Here is a 16,655-nt window from a genome sequence, read left to right on the forward strand (position 1 = left end):
CGAAAGGGCGTCTCGGACGGTGGCGCAGCCCGGCCACACTCGTGGTGTCATCCGCGCGGGACCGTGAGGGATGGACGAACGGCGTCTGATCGCGCCCCAGGTGGTGACGGCGGTCGCCTGAACGCCCACCGGTCGGCGCCAAGAGCCCGTCTGCGCGACGACGGGCTCCCGGTGGTCGGCGGCGCCACCGGGCAGGCCCCCGGGCCTGAGCCGCTCAGTACAGCTTGTTCACCGCCGTGACGGTCATCGCCTTGAACTCCGCCACCTGCGCGTCCCTGAAGGTGCCCATCCGGCCCTGGCGGACGGCCGGGACAGCGGCTGCGGCAAGGCTGGCGACGGCCGCCGGCGCGGCCAGGCCGACCAGGGTGGTACGGGTGGCTCGGCGCGGATCTGCCTGGTCTCCCCCAGCGGTCGTGCCCGGTTCCCCGGGCGGATGCGCGGGCTTGTACTCTCGCCCGCTGTACGGCCCATGGGCGACCGTGTGCATTGCCCGCGAGCTTGCTACGCATCCGCCCGAATGTCACCGACCGTTCCACTACGGCGAGTTGGCCCCCCACCACACCTTCACGGAGGACCGGCTGGGCCGGGCCGCCGGGGCTGTGCGGAGACTCCGCGCCGGCTGGGCCGTCAGTGCAGGATGCTGACGGCCCGGGCGATCACCAGGAGCGAGGTGAGCAGAGCCGAGACGCTCTGGATACTCATCAACAGCTTCGCGCGGGTCGACAGGGGCATCGTGTCGGTCGGGCTGAACGCCGTGGAGTTCGTGACGGAGACGTAGAGGTAGTCCACGAGCGTGGGGACCCAGTCCGACGTGCCGCTGGCGCCGTCGGCCACCTCCTGAATGGCGTCGTCGTTCTCGTCCTGCGAGAAGCGGAAGTCCGCCAGCGGCAGCGCCGAGCGGGGCAGCTGGGTGCGGCTGACCGGGCCGCCGCGGTCCAGCTCCCAGTAGGCCAGGCCGAAGACGATGATGTTGGTCAGCCATACCTGCAGCGCCGCCACCAGCAAGGACCGGCCGTCCTTGACCCCGGCGTAGACCAGCTCGTGGACCAGGATGACCAGCGCCACCAGGTTGCTGACGGCGATGATGCCCACGAGGGTGAGGGACAGCACCCGGAACGCCTTCGTCTGCCGGGTCAGACGCCTGGGGTTGATGGCGACCAGCGGCACGAGCAGCAGGCACTCCAAGGTGGGCAGCACGTACCGTGGGGCGACGAGCAGCCGCTCCGGCAGGAACAGATACAGGGCGATCGCGGTGAGCGTCGCGACGACCGCGGGCAGCCGTGCCTCGCCCCTGCGTTCGTGCCGGGGATGCCTGATGCTCGCCTCCGCACGCGTACGTGCCATACCGACTGGTCCTTCCCCTCGCCGCCGCTGACAGCTCCAGGAGGCCTGCGCCCCTCATTCGGTGCAGGTCACCTGGCACCTCCAGCATGTACCCCAAGTACGGCGCTCCCCGACACCGCGCCCGGCGGCCGGCCCGGCGTCGGGTCAGGCGGTGGTCGCCGTGAAGCTCTGTGCGGCCGAGCCGTCGCACGTGCGCTGGGTGAGTTGCGTACTGTTCACGGCAGTGGCCGCCGCGGTCAGGCACTTGCCGCTGTGGCGGCCGGTGAAGTCGTAGCGTCCCGCGGCTTCCTTCACGGGGAGCCGCTGCCGGTTCTGGCCGCCTGTGTACGCCCACAGTTGCAGCGCTGCGCTGTCGGCGCCGGACGCGTCGGTCACGTCGATGACCTGGGGGCTCGGGCCGCCGATGCGCCGGTATCTGCTGTCGGTCGCGGCGAGCCGGAACTTGCTGGGGCCTGGGCGCCGGTGCAGGTGTACTGCTGCATCGCGGTGCTGTAGGCGGTGGCAGCGGCGCGGGCGTCGACGCAGGCGCCGCTGCCGATGTTCCTGAGGGAGTACCAGGACGTCCCCCGGGAGCGTGTCGTCCGGCGCGGTGGTGGTGCCGGCGCCGCCGAGCCACTTCAGCCCGTGGGAGACGTCAGAGTCTCCCACGGTCCCGCAGCGGCTCAGCCGCGCTCGCTTCGCGCGACCGGTAAAGGGCCGGTCAGACCGCTTCGAGTTCGAGGCCGAAGTACCCGCCGCCCACGGGGTAGGTGCGGTCGAGGCGCCAGCCGGAGGCCGCGAAGAGCACGCCGAATTCGTCCAGGTCCCGCTCGACGCCGCCGGTGATGGCAAGCATGGCCATGTCCGACATGGTGGCGAAGTCGGGCTTGCCGATCTCACCGACGACGGTCTCCACGACCAGGGCACGTCCGCCCGCGGGGGCGGCGGCACGGCAGTTGCCCAGGATGGCCAGGCACCGCTCGTCGTCCCAGTCGTGCAGGACCGTCTTGAGCAGGTAGAGGTCGGCGGCGGGCACCTCAGTGAAGAAGTCGCCGGCCACTGCGGAGAACCTGTCCGTCAAGCCGCGCCGCTCGGCCTCACGGGCAGCGCCGTCCACGGCATGTGGCAGGTCGAGCACTCCACCGCTCAGTTCGGGGGCGATCGCCAGCAGCGCCAGGACGAAGTGTCCGTCCGCGCCGCCGACGTCGAGCACGCTGCTCACGCCGTCGGTGTCGACGGCCGCGGCAGCTCCCTGGGTGACCGCCTCGGACAGTTCGCCCATCGCCTCGGCGAACAGCCGGGGCTGGTCCGCGTTCTCGGGCCGGGCGAGGTAGTCGAAGATGTCCGAGCCCAGCGCGCTCTTCGTCTGGCTCGTGCCTCGTCGTACCGCCTCGGGCAGCAGGCCCAGGGACTGCCAGTGTGCGTGTCCGGCCTGCTCGAGGAGGAGGGAACGCAGGGAGCCGGGCACGCCGGTACGCAGCAGTTGGCCCCGGCCGGTGAGGCCGAAGCGGCCACCCCCTTCATGGCTGAGCACGCCCAGGGAGGCGGCCGCACGCATCAACCGGTAGACGGCCCGCTCGTCACAGCCCTCACGGTCGGCCACCTCGCCCGCCGTACGGGCCCCGGCGGCGAGATGGTCGGGGATGCGGAGCGCGGCGACCGCGTGCAGGGTCTGCACGGTGACTCCGCCGCCGATCAGGTTGATCAGGCTCGCGATGTCCGCTGCCGGATCGGCGGTGGTCTCGTCCGTCGCCTGGTGGGGGGTCGTTTCAGTCATGGAAAGGGAACCTCGTTCAACTGACGTGTAGTTGGAAGCTGTAGTTTCATCTCCTCGGTGCGGGGAGCGCTTGGACCTGAGCGTCACGCCGGTGGATCTCCCTGCCTGATGGAAGAGGAGAGCGTGGAGAAGGCTCAGGCGGCGGGTCGGCAGGACAGGACGTTCACCCTGGACGTCACGGGGGCACGGACGGGCAGGGACGGCTTCGACGCCTTCCGGCAGTCCTTCGAGGCGCAGACCGGCGAGCCCTGGCCCCTGCCTTCGCTCGACCTCGGGAAGCGCGGAGGCTTTCGGATCAGTGTCCGCGGTGCCGTCGCGCACGACACGCTGATCTCCGACGTCCACAGCGAACACTTCCTCGGCCAGCCTACGGTGGCCCGGGAGAGCGGCGACCGGTTCGAACTGCACCTGGTGCGGCGCGGTTCCTGGCGCTTTTCCTCACCCAGCGGGCGAGGGGACGACGTCACCGTCTCGGCAGGGACGTTCATCGCCCGTCGCAACAACCCGCCCCTGCTGTTCGACGTGCGGCCCGGTACCGAGGCGACCGTTCTGCTCCTGCCTCCCGATGTGCTCGGCCGGGCCACCGGCGGGAGGCCGGTCGTCGGTCCGGCCGACTCCGGAGAGATGCGCCTCCTGACGGCCCACGCGGCGATGGTCCGCGAGACTGCGGACGAAGTCAGCCCCGTCGGCCTGCGCGGCGCGCGTGACGCCCTGATCGAACTCGTCAGGGCGGTCCTGCGGCGCGAGTTCGACGACACCGAACCCCGGCTGGCACGCGCGCTCGCCCGTGCCGCCATGGATCTCGCGGACGAGCACCTCACCGACCCCGAGCTCTCCCCCACGACACTGGCCCGTCGCCTCAACGTCTCCGTGCGCACCCTGCACCGGGCGTTCACCACCGCGGAGGAGTCGGTATCGGCGTACGTCCGCCGCAGGCGGCTGGAGCGCGCCCGACAGGAGCTGCTCGCGCCCTTGGGCCGGCCGACCGTCTCGGAACTTGCGGCACGCTGGCGCTTCTCGGACAGCAGCCACTTCATTCGCGCCTTCAAGAAGCAGTACGGGCAGACGCCCGCCAACCTGACCGCCATTTCCGAGGAACACGCGCGCCGCCCTCCGGTCAACTGACGGTCACTCGGATTCCGCGTGTCCACATACACACCGCTGACTCGAGGCCGCGGTGGGAAGCCACTTCTTGGCCGCGCCGCATTCGGGCAGGTACGGGCCCGCATCTCCTCGAAGGTGCTGCGGCCCCCAGGACGGAGGGCCTGGAATCCTGCCATCATCGGGGAGTGACGGCGGACAGCGCAGGGCGGGGGACCTGAGAGTGCGTTGAAGTCCGTGAACTGTTGAGCGGGCGCTATCAATTGTCGAGGCGCTCGGAGTGAAGGACACGGTGAGGTCGGGCGCGCGGAGGACCAGGAATTGCGCCGCCCTGTTGCGTCGTAGAACTGCTAAAGGGCAGGGACCTGGCACACGTCCTGCGCGGCGACCCAACGGGGCTGCCGATCCGCCGTGTGATCGATATGGCTCGCCGAGCCCTTGAGGCCGTCGCTGCCACGCATGAGGGGGTGTCGTCAACCGCGATCTCAAACCGGCAAACCTCTTCCTCCAGTCGGACGGGCGCATCAAGATCTACGATGTCGGCAGCGCGTATTCGTCCGACTCCACTACGGGCTTGGCCCCGAACTACCAGGTCATGGGTGTCTTCGCATACGTGTCGCCGGCGTGGTGCCAGGCCAAGCAGGTGGACGCCCGCTGCATCCTCTACTCCTTCGGCTGCGTCCTCTGCGCACTCCTCACCGGCGCGCCACCCTTCACGGGAGTCCGTGTTTAGACCCCTCTTCACCCTCAACGACCTCAAGGCCCCCATGGCGGACGACTACGCCGAGCACGACTTCGAGTACCTGCCCAACGGCGGCCGGAGCGCGCCCTCCAAGCGGGCTGATCCCGCGGCCGAGCAGCTCAGCGAAAGCCGCCAGAGCTACGCCGGCAGGCACCACCCGGTCGACAACAACAGCAGCAGCAAGTTCTACCTCGACGTGATCTATCGATCAATCACCCGGGAAGGTACGGCTTCCCCGAGCCGATCCACAGGTCCTGAGCATTGCTCCGCGGCCGCCTGGTGCCCGTCAGCCGGCCGCGCCCAGCACGCCGTTGCCGTTGCCGTTGCCGTTGCCGAACAGAACCTCGCGCTGCCAGCAGGAACCCGGGCGCCGGATAGCCGCCGCAGGGCTGCTGATGGTCAGGGCAGGCCCCCCTTTGAGAGGTGGTCGCGTTCCGCACGCGGCCAACCTGCGAATACAAGACCTGCTTTGTTCGTCAGACCTGCTTTGTCCGCCTACGGCGAGGTCACTCCCATGATGCTGAGGGCCTGGTCACGCAGGGATTGTGCATCACTGTGCTCCCGCGCGACGGCCGCACTCCAGATGAGGTAGGCCAGCCCGCTTTCGGCGCGCTGTCGAGCGTCCGGCACCGGCCCGATCACCTTCTCCAGGCGGGCGGTGAGGCCGTCCGCCATGGGCGCGAGCTTCGCGTTCCTCACCACGCGTGCGAGCTCGGAGTCGGGCTGGCTCAGGCAGGCGGCGATCAGGCGGCCAAGGCCGTTCGGCAGGGCGTTGGCGATGCGCCCCAGGGCGGCGTCCAAGTCGGCGAGCGGGTCGCCGCTCTCGGCCTCCTCGTGCTGCGTCATGTCTGCCCGCAGAGCAGCCATGACCAGCTCCTCTTTGCCTGCCCAACGCCGATACAGAGCGCCGAGTCCGATCCCGGCCGACTCAGCCACGTCCTTCATCCGCAGCCCGTCGTACCCGCGCTCCTCCAGCAGGCCCAACGCATGTTCGAGGGCCAGGCGATCGATGTCAGAGCGGCGGGGGCGGCCGCGGGGCACGTTCTGCATGTCGATATGATAACGTCGATTATCGAAAATAACGGTTCTCGTAAAGGGCTGATATGGCTTCCAAGGGCACGACCCGAGCACTGGTCCTGGGCGGCGGCGGCGTAACCGGCATGGGATGGGAGATCGGCGTGCTGGCCGGTCTGCTCGACGAGGGCGTCGACCTGCGCGACGCGGACACGGTGATCGGAACGTCTGCCGGCTCGTTCATCGGCACGAACTACGCCTCGGGCACGGACTGGGAAGCTCTCTATGCCGACCAGGCCCATGCCGACGACCACGAGCCGGTCGTGCGCACCAATCCCGCCGTGTACGCGGGCTGGGCCGAGGCGTTCCGCTCCGGTGCGGGCGATCCCGAAGCAGTGGGGGCAGGATTCGGCCGCGTGGCCCGTAAGTTCGCCCCGAACGTCGATACCGAGACCCGGAGTGGCATGGTGCGGGCCCGACTGCGGACCGACCAGTGGCCGATCAACGTGCGCGTCACTGTGACCGACGCCGACACCGGCCGCCTGGAACTGCTGGGCCCGGACTCGGGTATCTCGATCGAGACCGCCACCGCGGCCAGTGCCGCCGTCCCCGGTATCTGGCCCAGCGTCCCGTTCAACGGCCATGAGTGGATCGACGCGGGCATGGTCTCCGCCGCCAACGCCACTCTCGCGGCCGGGCACGACCGCATCGTCGTCCTCGCCCCCATGCACGAGGGGTACGCAGGTATCCCCAGCGCCCAGGACGACGTCGACCGTCTCCGTCAGGATGCCTTCACTTACCTGGCCATTCCGGACGAGGACAGCCGCGAGGCGATCGGCCCCAATCCCTACGACCCCCACCGTGCGCAGGCCGCTGCGGAGGCCGGACGTCGCCAGGGCCGTGCCATTGCCGCCGACATCAAGGTGCTGTGGGCCTGAAGCACCGTCGCCGGCCGCCAGGTCCCGGTGTGTGGTCGACTCCTCCCCCGCAGGCTCTGAGTGGAGGCGGCACACGGGCCCTCGCCGGTCGCCCCAGGAGGTGCCCGCTCCAAACACCACCTGATCACCGGCGGGCAGTCAGCCCTGGTACAGCCTCGCGCGGCAAGAACACCCGACGGGATGGCGCGCCTGCGGTAGACGAGGATGCAAATGCCGCTGCCTGATCATTGTGACGGTGCGCTGACGTTTGTGTCACACCCGCGCTGGGCTGATCCTTGAGGTAAGGGCGGTCTGCCGGACGGCGGACGCGGGGCGAGGACGGATGCGATGAGTGCGCCATCGAGTGAACCTGCACCCGCCGGCTTCGGCGGTTTTTCGTGGGTGCCGGGGGTCGCCACAGTCATGCTGGACAGCGAAGGGCTCGTGGCCGGCTGGAGTCCCGAGGCCGAACATTTGCTCGGTTATCGTGCACAGGAGGCCCTTGGGCAGCCCGTCGACAACTTTTCGGTGCACGTGGACGGGCAGAGAGCGGGCGAACGGCTCACTCAATCAGGACCAGAACGCTGGCTTGACGTCGTCTTCCGGCACCGGTCCGGCCGCCTGTTGCGGTTGGCGGCAGCGTGCCGTCAGCTGCCCGCCACCGTGGTGGGCCCCACCACGGTGGTGTTCCTCGGGGACCCCGAGCACGTGCGGGACCGGCAGTTGCAGCAGGCGATGCTGCACGGCATTTCGACGCACTCCCCGGTCGGGATGACCATCTACGGACCGGACTTGCGCGTGGCGTGGGCGAACGCCGCAGCCCGGCAGGAGCTCCCCGGGGCGTTCGCCCAGTACGTCGGGCGCAGCGAGGACGAGCTGTACCCGGGGAGCGAGATAGTCTCAGCGCAGTATCCCGCCACGATCACGCAGCTCATGGGCAAAGTTCTTGATTCCGGACAGACGGTTACAGGGGTGCATTACCGGGGGCGCCCCCCTTCTGACCCCGATCGGGAACATGTGTGGTCCCTGTCCTATTACCGGCTGCAGGATGCGGACGGCAGACCGCTGGGAGTGTGCGAGGAGTCGGTGGATGTCACCGATCTGCACCAGGCACAGCAGCGGCTGGCTCTGCTCAACGAGGCCAGCGTCCTGATCGGAAGCACCCTGGACCTGCACCGCACAGTCCAGGAACTGACCGAGGTCTTGGTCCCCCGTGTCGCTGATTTCACCGCTGTCGACCTGCTCGGCGACGTACTGGCCGGACGGGAACCCGACGCACGGTCCGCCCGTAGGACCGGTGACCTTTGCCGGGTGGCTCATCGTTCGGTCAGGGAAGACCTGCCCGAGGCCGTCGTCACGCCTGGGCAGCGGGTCGGCTACTCGCAAGGGTCCCCACATTGGCAGTGTCTAACGAGCGGACAACCCGTCCTGAACGCCGTCCTGGACCTGTCACTACCGTGGCTGCTCGAGGACCCGGTGCGCGGCGAGCGCCTGCGCAAGCTGGGTATTCACTCCCACCTCGTGGTGCCGTTGCGTGCCCGCGGAGTCACCATGGGGGTGGCCACCCTCATGCGCTGGCGCACCCCGGACCCCTTCGCCGCCGAGGACCTGCTGCTCGTCGAGGAGCTCGCTGCCCGCGCCGCCGTGTGCATCGACAACGCACGTCGGTATACCCGCGAGCACCAGAGCGCGCTCACCCTGCAGCGCAGCCTGCTGCCCCACGAGCTACCCACCCAGGAAGCCGTGGAGGCCGCCTACCGCTATCTGCCCGCGGACACTGAGGCAGGAGTAGGCGGTGACTGGTTCGATGTGCTGCCCCTGGCATGCGCACGGGTAGGGCTGGTCGTCGGAGACGTCATCGGCCACGGCATCCACGCCGCGGCGACGATGGGACGGCTGCGTACCGCCGTCCACACGCTGGCCGACCTGGATCTGCCGCCCGACGAGCTGCTGACCCATCTCGACGACCTGGTCAGCCGCCTGGCTGCGGAGGCCGAAGCTGCGCACCCATACGGAATCGAGGGCGTGCTCGGCGCTTCCTGCCTGTACGGCATTTACGACCCGGTAACGCGCCGTGCCATGTTCGCCCGCGCTGGACATCCGCCCCCTGCTCTCGCCCACTTGGACAAGGCGGTGGAATTCCTCGACATACCGGCGGGGCCCCCGCTGGGCGTAGGCGGACTGCCGTTCGAATCGGTCGAGGTGAGGATCCCCGAGGGCTGCGTCCTGGCGCTTTACACCGATGGCCTGCTTACGGCCTCCGACGGCGATGAGGACACCGGTCTGGAACGGTTGGGCTTCGCACTCGCCCACCCCGACCGACCCCTGGAGGAAATCTGCGACACCATGGAACGCCTCTTGCTGCCCGCCCGCGCACACGATGACGTGGCCTTCCTCGTCACCCGCCCCCGCGCACTTCCCGTTGAGAACGTCGCCACCTGGGAGCTGGCATTCGATCCAGCCGCCGTAGGGCGAGCCCGGGAACTGGCCAGCGACCGCCTTACCCAGTGGGGGCTAATGGAGCTGACCTTCTCCGTAGAACTGATCGTCAGCGAACTGGTCACCAATGCCATCCGCCATGCCATGGGCCCCGTCGCGCTGCGCCTGATCCGGACACAGAACCGGCTGATCTGCGCGGTCTCCGACCACAGCAGTACCTCTCCCCATCTACAGCGGGCCAATGTCGGTGAGGAAGGCGGGCGAGGCCTGTTTCTCGTCGCTCAATTCGCCCAGCGCTGGGGCACACGCTACACGGGAGACGGGAAAGTCATCTGGGCGGAGCTACCCCTTGCCGGCCCTTCCGCAGGCAACCCCTACCCATGAGCGCCGAAACGGCCAGCCGCGTGGCAGACAGCCTTACGCGGCGCCGGCTCAGACAAGCAGACCTACCGCTACGGCTTATGACTGAGGTGGAGGGGCCGCCGAGTGCAGGCCAGGCGCAGGTTGGCGACGGCGGACGGACTACTCACACTGAAGGACGGCTCCCATTGTCAACCGGTGCACGAACGCCTCGCGGCGGTCCTCGGATGGCTTGTACTGACGAGCTCATCGGCGCCAGGAGCGGCGTCAACCCGCGCTATTGCAAGATAGGTTGGGCTCCGTAAGCTCTGCCCGATCTCGAAGCAGAAGCGGGGCAGAAAGCACCGAACACCACAGACGCCCCGCGCCAGTCCTCGATACCGCGTCCCGGACTGCAGTCCCGGTTCTGCAAGGTGGTGGGCTTCGCCTGCGCGGCAGCCTGGGCGAGACGGGCGCCGCCTTCCGGCCGTCACCACGCAGGCCCTGCACGCACTGCTGCTTTTCGAACAGCGCAACCTGACCGCACGATCCGCCCCCTCCTCCTCACGCTGTTCGCCGCCGCAGCCCGCAGCATACGATCGTCACCCCGACGAGACCGTAGACCGCCAGGCCGCTGCCGGTGGTGAGGTTGTCGAGGCGATCTTCGTGCTGAGCCGCCCTTTGCTCCTCGTACGTCCGTTCACCCAAAGACACGTTGCCGCGCAGTGCCGAATCCTGGCGGCCCGGAACGAAGCGGGTGTCTGGGACCAGCTGCACCAACTGCTGCTGAACAAGCTGGCGCCAGCAGGTCGTGCCCGAGCCGAAGCCCAGCTCCTGGGGCAGGTGCTCCTACTGGATGCCGGTGTGGCACGAACGGGATCTCGCACCGAGCCTGCCGGTCGGGAACCTGCGGCCGCCCCTCGACCTGCTTGGGCGGTGGTGCGGGCAGCAACGGCTCGATCAGCGACGACAGTTCGTCCGACACGATCCACGGCCGCGACTGACCCTTCCCCATGCCCTCACCTACGAGCGATCAAGCCGACAGTCACATGATCAAGCGCCTTTGTTGGAACCAGTAAGAGCACTGCCGTGCGGGCAACCGAGAGCGCACAGGCTGCCGTTGATCGCGGCCACCTCCGACTCAACGATCGCGCACGAGGTCCCGCGCGGGGAAGATCACCATGCACGAGAACGCGGGTGCCTGACGTCGCTTAACACCGTTGCGGTGGGCGGGACTTCGCGATTCTGTAACGGTGTCTGCCCGGGCGCGTAACAGTTGTAGGCAGCGCTTTCACACCGTCCCCTCAACTCTTGAGTCGCCTCATCAACCCCCGGCATACTTCGTCGTCCGGGGGGTCGGTGTACAGCTGTACGAGATACCCCTCGGTCGGGTGAACGGGGAATTCGCCCGATACCTCATCTCCAGGGGGAGATCTTGCGCAGACAAGTGAAAAGAGCAGCTGCGGCCACAGTGGCCACCGCCGCAGCCGTCGCCCTCGCAGCGGGTATGACCAACCCGGCGTCGGCGAAGCCCGCGCAGCAAGTGCACGCCGCCGGCTCCTCACTCACCGCCGAGCACCACGTCACCCTGATCACCGGGGACCGAGTCGACGTCGACGCCAAGGGCCGCGTCGTCGGCCTGCGTCGGGCCAAGGGCCGGGAGAACATACCCGTCCAGGTCCGCAAGGCCCACGGCCACACGCTGGTCGTCCCGGCCGACGCGGCCCGCCTGGTCGCCTCCGGCACGCTGGACCAGCGCCTGTTCGACGTCACCGAGCTGAACAAGGCCGCCATCCGCAAGGCCCAGAAGAACGGCCTGAAGGTCATCGTCGGCTACAGCGGCGCCGCCGCGGACGCCAGGACCGACGTCCGGGACGCCGGCACCCTGCGCCGCAGCCTGAAGGCGCTGAACGCCGACGCCGTGCAGACTCCGGTCAAGGACACCGCCGAGCTGTGGAACGCCGTCACCAACGGGGACAGGGCCGCCTCCGGCATCGCGCACGTCTGGCTCGACGGCGTCCGCAAGGCCGCCCTCGACAAGTCCGTGCCGCAGATCGGCGCCCCCGTCGCGTGGGCTGCCGGCTACACCGGCAAGGGCGTCAAGGTCGCCGTCCTGGACACCGGTGTGGACACCACCCACCCGGACCTCAAGAGCCAGGTGGTCGCGTCCAAGAATTTCTCAGCGGCCGCCGACGCCACCGACCACTTCGGGCACGGCACGCACGTGGCCTCCATCGTGGCGGGTACCGGCGCCAAGTCGGGCGGCAAGTACAAGGGTGTCGCACCCGACGCCCAGATCCTCAACGGCAAGGTCCTGGACGACTCCGGCTCGGGTGACGACTCCGGCATCCTCGCCGGCATGGAGTGGGCGGCCGCGCAGGGCGCCTCCGTCATCAACCTCAGCCTGGGCGGCTACGACACGCCCGAGATCGACCCGCTCGAGGCCGAGGTCAACAAGCTCTCCGCCGACAAGGGCGTCCTGTTCGCGATCGCCGCGGGCAACGAGGGCCCCCACTCGATCGGTTCGCCGGGCAGCGCGGACGCCGCGCTCACCGTCGGCGCCGTCGACAAGAAGGACAAGCTGGCGGACTTCTCCTCCACCGGTCCGCGGGCCGGCGACGGCGCCATCAAGCCGGACGTCACCGCGCCCGGCGTGGACATCACCGCCGCAGCCGCCAAGGGCAGCGTCATCGACAAGGAGGTCGGCGAGAAGCCCGAGGGCTACCTGACCATCTCCGGCACGTCGATGGCCACCCCGCACGTCGCGGGCGCCGCCGCCATCCTCAAGCAGGAGCACCCCGACTGGGGCTACGCCGAGCTGAAGGGCGCGCTGACCGGCTCCGCCAAGGGCGGCAAGTACACGCCGTTCCAGCAGGGCTCGGGCCGTATCGCGGTCGACAAGGCCATCAAGCAGTCCGTGATCGCCGACCCGGTCTCGGTCAGCTTCGGGGTGCAGCAATGGCCGCACACCGACGACAAGCCGGTCACCAAGCAGCTGACGTACCGCAACCTCGGCGACAAGGACGTCACGCTCAAGCTGACCAGCACCGCCACCGACCCCAAGGGCCATGCCGCCCCGGCCGGCTTCTTCAAGCTGGCCGCGACCTCGGTGACCGTCCCGGCGCACGGCAAGGCCGCCGTCGGCTTCACGGCCGACACCAAGCTGGGTGGCACGACCGACGGCGCCTACTCGTCGTATGTGACCGCGACCGGCGACGGGCAGACCGTCCGCACGGCCGCCGCGGTACAGCGCGAGGTGGAGTCCTACGACGTCACGCTGAAGTTCGTCGGTCGTGACGGCAAGCCGGCCCCGTACTACAACGCCGATCTGATCGGTGTGGCCGGTCTGGCCAACGGCCAGCAGCTGAACGGGTACGACAAGTCGGGCACGGTGAAGGTACGGGCGCCCAAGGGCACGTACATCCTCAACGCCGCCGTCTACGGGGACCCGCAGGACGCGAGCAAGGGCATCGACTCGATCGCCCAGCCGAAACTGACGGTCGCCAAGAAGCAGACGATCACGATCGACGCACGCAAGGCCAAGCCGGTGGACATCACCGTCCCGGCCTCGGGTGCCAAGTCCGTGTTCGCCTCGCCCGAGTGGGACGTGACGATCGGCGACGGCCAGTACGGCTTCGGCTGGTTCCTCGCCACGTACAAGAACTTCCACACCGCCCACCTGGGCCCGCAGCTGCCGGCCGGTACGCTGACCCAGCAGTGGGACGGCCACTGGACCAAGGGTGCCACCGAGCAGTACGACGTCACCTCCGGCGGCCCGGTCAGGCAGCTCGCCACCGGTTACACCAAGCACTACAAGGCGAGTGAACTGGCCACGGTGAAGGCGCGGCTCGGCGCCTCCGTGAGCGGCAAGAAGGGCTCCGTCGCCGCCCTCGGCTGGCTGCCCGGCGCCTCCGGTGCCTCCGCCGTCTCCATCCCGCAGAAGCTGCCCGGCACCCGCACCCTGCACCTGGCCGCCAAGGGCGGCGTGAAGTGGGAGCTGGAATTCGAACAGGACGGCGGTCTCGACCAGGACGGCTTCCCGATCGGCGAGGCAGGCTACGCCCTGGGCGCCCAGTCCTACTCGGCCGGCAAGTCGTACACGAAGACGTTCAACACCGCGGTCTTCGGCCCGCATCTGAACGCCGACTTCGGTGTCTACCGCGACGGCAACCAGATCTACGGCATGCTGCCGCTGTTCGCCGACGGGGCCAAGCACGCCGGCTCCTCGCTCTTCAGCTCGGTGAACACCACCCTGTACCGCAACGGCAGCAAGGTCGCCTCCAACCACGACCCGCTGTTCGGCGAGCCCTTCAACGTCCCCTCCGCCGACGCCGCGTACAAGCTGACCACCTCGGTCAAGCGTTCGCCGGACGTCGCCGCGGTCTCCTCGCGGATCGACGCCACCTGGACATTCCGCTCCAAGAAGCCGTCGGGCGGCGGTATCGCCAAGCTCCCCGTGTCCGCCCTTCACTTCGGCGCCACGACCGGCCTGGACAGCCGGGTCGACGCCGGCAAGAAGGTCACCTTCCCGGTGACCGTCGAGGGCGCGGCCGCGGGCGGCAACCTGAAGTCCTTCTCGGTGTACGTCTCCTACGACGGCAAGACCTTCAAGAAGGTCACCGTCCGCGGCGGCAAGATCACCGTGAAGAGCCCGGCGAAGAACAAGGGCATCTCGTTCCGCGCCAAGATCACCGACAAGAAGGGCAACACGTCGGCGATCACCATCTACAACGCCTACCTCGGCAAGTGAGACGCCGATAGGCCGATGACGGACGGCCCGCGGGAAGCACCACTTCCCGCGGGCCGTTGTCGTGCTCCGCCCCTGACGACAGCGGGCCCGCCTCTGACCACAGGCACTGCCCCAGTGGCCACGGGCACCACCCAGACGACTCCGGACCGGTCGCCGTGGACAGCAGCTCCGGTCCCGGCGGCAGAACGCTGAGCGGTTGCCCAGCCGTTGCGCCTGGCAGGCGACTGCTGCCGCTTGTGCCACCGACGAGGGGGCATTCCAGGCCGCCAAAGGGCCTTACGCGCTTGTCCGGTGACGAGGAAGAGCCGCGAGCGAAGTTCTCACGAGCGGCTCCTGGCACTTTCGCAGGCAAACCCGGCGCTTACGGGGCCACGGGGTCTCCGTCGCCTAGTTGCAGCCACCACACGTGATCGTGGTCGCGGCTGAGGTCCACCGTTTGCCGTTGCCCATCTCTGAAGCGGAGTTCGACTTGGGCGAGGTAGGGAACCACGGGGTCCTGAATGGTTGCCTCGACGGGTTCGTCGGCGTGTGCGCCGTATCGGGCGATCAGCGTTCGGGCGGCCTGTGTCCGTCCGGTGTACCAGGGGGCGCCGATGCGAGCCAGGTCGGTGGCGTCGCCGGCCTTCAGACGCTGGACGTACACCTTGACGAGCAGATCGACGTCACCGGCGATCTGCTTCGCATCGGGGTACTGCGATTTGGCCGCTTGTACGGTGACCGTCACCGACGGTGTCTTGTGCAGGGAGTACGGGGAGGGATCCCGCAGCAGCCACCAGGTGACGGCTGCCGCTGCCAGCATGGCCAGTGCTACCGCCGCTGTGCACAGGCGCTTCTTGTACGACTGGGTCATCAGTACCATCCCGGAACGACGTGAAAAGTGTCCGCCCACGTGCCCCTCGACGTGGCGATGTAGTAGTCGAGGGCTGGTTCAGGCGGGCGCCGGTGTACGCACTCACGTAAGCCCGGCCGTTGGCCATTTGGGTGATGACGCCCGGACGGTCCCGGACGCTGCGTGACGGTGCGTTTGCTCAGCCCCGCTCGCGGCTGACGAAGCCCCAGGCCGCCTGGCGTGGTTCACTGCTGACACGCGGGTTGCCGGAGGAGCCACTTGGTCGCCGTGTCCAGGGTTTCGTCCTGGTGGCGGGCTACTGGCCGTGGGTCGTTGACGATCTCTTGGTCCGGAGGGATCGAGGTGTCGTAGGTCCGGCCGGTGCGGTCGGCTTCCTTGACCACTGTCAGCACGATCACGGCTCCGTCGGACAGGTGGTAGGGATTGTTGCCTGTGGGGACCCCGTAGGTGGGCTCACCGAAGGACCGAGTGTGCGGGCGTCCACGGAAGGCCACCGCGACGGCTTCACCGGCACTGGCCGTCTGCTTGCCGGTCAACACCGCGACGGGCGGTGTGGGCCCCGACAGGGGCCGGTTGCCGGCCCAGCCGGCCGACGTACCATCCACGGAGAAGTCGCCATGCCGCACGGACCAGACGCCTTTCTTTGTCCCGTCAGCGTCGACGAACATCCCGACGTTGCCGTCACCAAGGATCGGTCCCACGACGGCGAACATCGGGTCCATGCTGCCGCCCGTGTCCGAGCGCAGGTCCACCACCCAGCCGCACGCACCGTCCCGCTCAGCCTTGGCCAGGGCTGCCCGGCCCTGCCGTACATACGCGTCGTAGGTCTTGCCAGAACCCTGCACCCCGGGCAGAGAGATGTAGCCGGGACCCCCCTTCAGCGCGCGGCCTTCCAGACCGTCGAAGGCCGTCGCGGAGAATCCGTAGCGATCCTTGGCCTCGTCGGGCTCCCAGAAATGACTGTGTTGGTCGCCCAGCGACGCCACCGCCCCTTCGATTGCCCGGTAGGTGTCGGCCGGCTTCCGCGCGCCGTGTGCCTGTGTGAACGCCTTGGCGCGCAGGGCCCGCCAGTCGATGCGATGCGTGAGAAGGGAGTGCTTCTGCATCGTGTCCAGTGCCTTCGTCAGGTAGGCGTGCGCCGTCGGCGATATGTCATCGTCTGGTCTGGGTTGCCCGCGGTGTGCGCACCCGGCTGTCGCGAGGAGCATCAGGGCGGCCAGCCAGCCGACAGCCGCACTGTGTAAGGAACGGTTCCGCCCCACTTGTCCCCCTGGTAGTCGAACGCCGCGCCTGCTTCATCAGTCGACATCCTGCCGCACCCGTTGCTCTCCACGCCCGCGGGTCCTCTCCATGGCGGCTGAGAAGAGAATTCGTGTTGATCCTCAGGGTGGCAACCGTAGTTC

The 16,655-nt window shown here is 68.7% G+C and carries 12 protein-coding genes and 1 pseudogene; 5 read left to right on the forward strand and 8 right to left on the reverse strand.

The window, feature by feature from the left end; all coding sequences use genetic code 11:
• Positions 1 to 214 precede the first annotated feature (214 nt).
• The 4 genes from LN251_RS35930 to LN251_RS35945 form a co-directional block, all read right to left on the reverse strand.
• Complete coding sequence (locus tag LN251_RS35930; RefSeq protein WP_458248352.1) at positions 215 to 487, reverse strand: hypothetical protein; 273 nt, start codon at positions 485 to 487, stop codon at positions 215 to 217.
• 140 nt (positions 488 to 627) lie between these two features.
• Positions 628 to 1,344, reverse strand: coding sequence for a hypothetical protein (locus LN251_RS35935; protein ID WP_458248353.1), 717 nt, complete (start codon positions 1,342 to 1,344; stop codon positions 628 to 630).
• Between the two features lie 144 nt (positions 1,345 to 1,488).
• Positions 1,489 to 1,992, reverse strand: a complete 504-nt coding sequence (locus LN251_RS35940) for an RICIN domain-containing protein (protein ID WP_458248354.1) — start codon at positions 1,990 to 1,992, stop codon at positions 1,489 to 1,491.
• Positions 1,993 to 2,044: 52 nt separating this feature from the next.
• Positions 2,045 to 3,100, reverse strand: coding sequence for a methyltransferase (locus tag LN251_RS35945; protein WP_458248355.1), 1,056 nt, complete (start codon positions 3,098 to 3,100; stop codon positions 2,045 to 2,047).
• A 108-nt stretch (positions 3,101 to 3,208) separates the two neighbouring features.
• Here LN251_RS35945 and LN251_RS35950 point away from each other — a divergent pair, with 108 nt between their 5' ends.
• Together LN251_RS35950 and LN251_RS35955 are read left to right on the forward strand one after the other, a co-directional pair.
• Complete coding sequence (locus tag LN251_RS35950) at positions 3,209 to 4,225, forward strand: helix-turn-helix domain-containing protein (protein ID WP_458248356.1); 1,017 nt, start codon at positions 3,209 to 3,211, stop codon at positions 4,223 to 4,225.
• A 454-nt stretch (positions 4,226 to 4,679) separates the two neighbouring features.
• A pseudogene (locus LN251_RS35955) lies at positions 4,680 to 4,934 on the forward strand (protein kinase domain-containing protein); the annotation flags it as partial.
• 504 nt (positions 4,935 to 5,438) lie between these two features.
• On the opposite strand, the gene LN251_RS35960 reads toward LN251_RS35955, so the two are convergent.
• Positions 5,439 to 5,993 (reverse strand): TetR/AcrR family transcriptional regulator, encoded by a 555-nt coding sequence (locus LN251_RS35960; protein WP_458248357.1) that lies wholly within the window; start codon positions 5,991 to 5,993, stop codon positions 5,439 to 5,441.
• Positions 5,994 to 6,046: 53 nt separating this feature from the next.
• On the opposite strand from LN251_RS35960, the gene LN251_RS35965 reads away from it, so the two are divergent.
• Together LN251_RS35965 and LN251_RS35970 are read left to right on the forward strand one after the other, a co-directional pair.
• Positions 6,047 to 6,895 carry a patatin-like phospholipase family protein gene (locus LN251_RS35965; protein ID WP_458248358.1) on the forward strand — a complete coding sequence of 283 codons (849 nt, stop codon included), beginning with the start codon at positions 6,047 to 6,049 and terminating at the stop codon, positions 6,893 to 6,895.
• Between the two features lie 402 nt (positions 6,896 to 7,297).
• On the forward strand, positions 7,298 to 9,697 hold the full coding sequence (locus LN251_RS35970) for a SpoIIE family protein phosphatase (protein WP_458248359.1): 2,400 nt from the start codon (positions 7,298 to 7,300) through the stop codon (positions 9,695 to 9,697).
• A gap of 519 nt (positions 9,698 to 10,216) precedes the next feature.
• Here the strand turns inward: LN251_RS35970 and LN251_RS35975 are convergent.
• Positions 10,217 to 10,432 (reverse strand): hypothetical protein, encoded by a 216-nt coding sequence (locus LN251_RS35975; protein ID WP_458248360.1) that lies wholly within the window; start codon positions 10,430 to 10,432, stop codon positions 10,217 to 10,219.
• A gap of 667 nt (positions 10,433 to 11,099) precedes the next feature.
• Between LN251_RS35975 and LN251_RS35980 the strand changes: the two genes are divergently transcribed.
• Positions 11,100 to 14,402, forward strand: coding sequence for a S8 family peptidase (locus LN251_RS35980; RefSeq protein ID WP_458248361.1), 3,303 nt, complete (start codon positions 11,100 to 11,102; stop codon positions 14,400 to 14,402).
• 361 nt (positions 14,403 to 14,763) lie between these two features.
• Here the strand turns inward: LN251_RS35980 and LN251_RS35985 are convergent, their stop codons facing one another.
• Both LN251_RS35985 and LN251_RS35990 read right to left on the reverse strand, forming a co-directional pair.
• Positions 14,764 to 15,252: a hypothetical protein gene (locus LN251_RS35985; RefSeq protein WP_458248362.1), complete on the reverse strand. Its 489-nt coding sequence runs from the start codon at positions 15,250 to 15,252 to the stop codon at positions 14,764 to 14,766.
• A gap of 224 nt (positions 15,253 to 15,476) precedes the next feature.
• On the reverse strand, positions 15,477 to 16,358 hold the full coding sequence (locus LN251_RS35990; protein WP_458248363.1) for a S41 family peptidase: 882 nt from the start codon (positions 16,356 to 16,358) through the stop codon (positions 15,477 to 15,479).
• Positions 16,359 to 16,655 lie beyond the last annotated feature (297 nt).

Source organism: Streptomyces sp. MAI_2237 (genome assembly GCF_054189285.1).